This window comes from bacterium (assembly GCA_024226335.1).
GTDB lineage: Bacteria > Myxococcota_A > UBA9160 > SZUA-336 > SZUA-336 > JAAELY01.
In genome coordinates this window covers 1-2873 of record JAAELY010000111.1, presented here as the reverse complement: position 1 = coordinate 2873, position 2873 = coordinate 1, and the positions used below count along the sequence as shown (strand labels likewise).

2 protein-coding genes are annotated in these 2873 nt (G+C 62.6%); both read left to right on the top strand.

What is annotated here, in order from left to right; translation table 11 throughout:
* The coding region (locus GY725_04770) for a methylmalonyl-CoA mutase (protein ID MCP4003489.1) at positions 1–1692 on the top strand (1692 nt) is incomplete at its 5' end.
* A gap of 182 nt (positions 1693–1874) precedes the next feature.
* Positions 1875–2873, top strand: a 999-nt coding sequence (locus GY725_04765; GenBank protein ID MCP4003488.1) for a methylmalonyl-CoA mutase, incomplete at its 3' end; no start/stop codon positions are given.

The following is a 2873-nucleotide window of genomic DNA, read 5'->3' as shown; positions in this document are numbered from 1 at the left end:
CTGGAGAATCTGCCGGGCGCCTTCCCGTTTACCGCAGGCGTATTTCCGTTCAAGCGAACGGGCGAAGAAGATCCCGCACGTATGTTTGCCGGCGAGGGGCCGCCCGAGCGCACGAACCGACGTTTTCATCTCCTTTCGAGTGGGCAGCCCGCGTCGCGGCTCTCGACGGCTTTCGACAGCGTGACCTTGTACGGGCGAGATCCCGACGAACGCCCCGACATCTACGGCAAGATCGGCACTTCTGGAGTCTCGGTCTGTACGGTCGACGACGCGAAAAAGCTGTACTCGGGATTCGACCTGCTCGATCCCAGCACTTCGGTGTCGATGACCATCAACGGCCCCGCTCCCGTCGTGCTCGCCTTCTTCTTCAATGCGGTGATCGATCAGGCCGTCGAAAAGCACCTGCGTGCAACGGGCGAGTTCGAACGCGTGCGCGCCGAGTTGGAAGCGCGCGTTCTTCCGCACTACGAAGGTGAGCTTCCCGAGGGACACGATGGCCTCGGACTCGGACTGCTAGGCGTGTCGGGGGACGAGGTCGTGGACCGCGAGACCTACGAGCGCATCCGCAACGACGCTCTGTCCCGCGTGCGCGGCACCGTACAGGCCGACATCCTGAAAGAAGACCAGGCCCAGAACACCTGCATCTTTTCGACGGAGTTCTCGCTCGAAGCGATGGGCGATGTACAGAGCTACTTCTCCGCGCACGATGTCCGGGGTTTTTACTCGGTGTCGATTTCCGGGTACCACATGGCGGAAGCCGGGGCGAACCCGATCTCGCAACTCGCCTTCACGCTGGCCAATGGCTTCACCTACTGCGAGTACTACCTGGCGCGCGGACTGGCGATCGACGACTTCGCGGCCAATCTCTCGTACTTCTTCAGCAATGGCCTCGATCCGGAGTACGCGGTGATCGGGCGGGTGGCGCGGCGCATCTGGGCCATCGCGTTGCGCGAGCGCTACGGCGCTTCGGAAGCCAGTCAGAAGCTCAAGTATCACATTCAGACTTCGGGCCGATCCCTGCACGCACAGGAAATGTCGTTCAACGACATCCGCACGACTCTGCAGGCGCTACTCGCGCTCCAGGATTCATGTAACAGCCTGCACACCAATGCGTACGACGAAGCCGTGACCACGCCCACCGAAGAATCGGTGCGGCGCGCGCTGGCGATCCAGCTCGTTCTCACACGGGAGTACGGCGTGCTGAAGAACGAGAATCCGGCGCAGGGTGCGTACCTGACCGAGGAGCTGACCGACCTGGTCGAAGAGGCCGTGCTCGCGGAGTTCGAGCGCCTGAGCGATCGGGGCGGGGTGCTGGGTGCGATGGAGACCATGTACCAGCGCGGGCGCATCCAGGACGAGAGCATGCTCTACGAATCGAGAAAGCACTCCGGCGAGTTGCCCATCGTGGGAGTGAACACCTTCCTGAATCCGGACCCGGGCGCACAAGCGTCTGGACCGCGCGAGCTGATCCGTTCCAGCGATGACGAAAAGCGCCAGCAACTCAACGGTTTGCGCGGTTTTCTCAAACGAAATGAAGAGCTTGCCGGGGGCGCACTCACGCGCCTCCAGGAAGTCGCCCTGTCCGGAGGCAATATCTTCGAGGAACTGCTCGAGACCACCAAGGTCGCGAGCCTGGGCCAGATCACCGAGGCTCTGTTCGAGGTCGGGGGCCGCTACCGCCGCAGCATGTGAGTCGGGCCCGCTCTTGGTATCCTCCCAGCGTTGCTATCCTCCCAACGGCCTGGGAGTCCTCCCCGGCCGATCCGGGGCCGAAACGCCCGGAACTCCCGCCGGAGTAAAAGCCGAACCCCGGCGATCGCTTGCAGATCAGGAGAACGACTGTGCATGAGAACGACCCCAAGGCCCGAGCGGATCTGGACGCCTGGAGCGAACTGGCCAGCAAGGACCTCAAGGGACGCGCTCCCGAGACGCTGATCTGGGAGACGCCTGAGGGCATCCCGGTGAAGGCGCTCTACACGGCCGCGGATCTCGAGCAGTTGGAGTATCTGGATTCCGTACCGGGAATCTTTCCGTTCGTGCGCGGGCCGCGCGCGACCATGTATGCGAACCGGCCGTGGACCCTGCGCCAGTACGCGGGCTTTTCGACGGCCGAGGAATCCAACGCCTTTTTCCGCGACAACCTCAAGGCCGGGCAAAAGGGTCTGTCGATCGCCTTCGATCTGGCGACGCATCGCGGTTATGACTCGGATCACCCGCGCGTGGTCGGCGACGTGGGAAAGGCCGGTGTCGCGATCGACTCGGTCGAGGACATGAAGATCCTCTTCGAGGGAATTCCGCTGGATCAGATGTCGGTGTCCATGACCATGAACGGTGCGGTGATTCCGACGCTGGCCTGCTTCATCGTCGCGGCCGAAGAGCAGGGCGTGTCGGCCGACAAGCTCACCGGAACCATTCAGAACGACATCCTCAAGGAGTTCATGGTTCGCAATACCTATATCTATCCGCCCGAGCCCAGTATGCGTCTGGTCGCGGACATCATCTCGTACACCGCGACGAACATGCCGCGCTTCAATTCGATTTCTATATCCGGCTATCACATGCAGGAGGCCGGAGCGACGCAGGTACAGGAGTTGGCCTTCACGCTGGCCGACGGCCTGGACTATGTGCGGGCCGCCCTGGGCAAGGGACTGGAGATCGATCAGTTCGCCCCGCGGCTCTCCTTCTTCTGGGCGGTCGGCATGAACTTCTTCATGGAGATCGCGAAGATGCGTGCGGGCCGCCTGCTCTGGGCGAAGTTGATCAAACAGTTCAACCCCAAGGACGCGCGTTCGATGACTCTGCGCACGCATTCGCAGACGTCGGGGGCGAGCCTCACGGAGCAGGACCCCTACAACAACGTAGTGCGCACGACG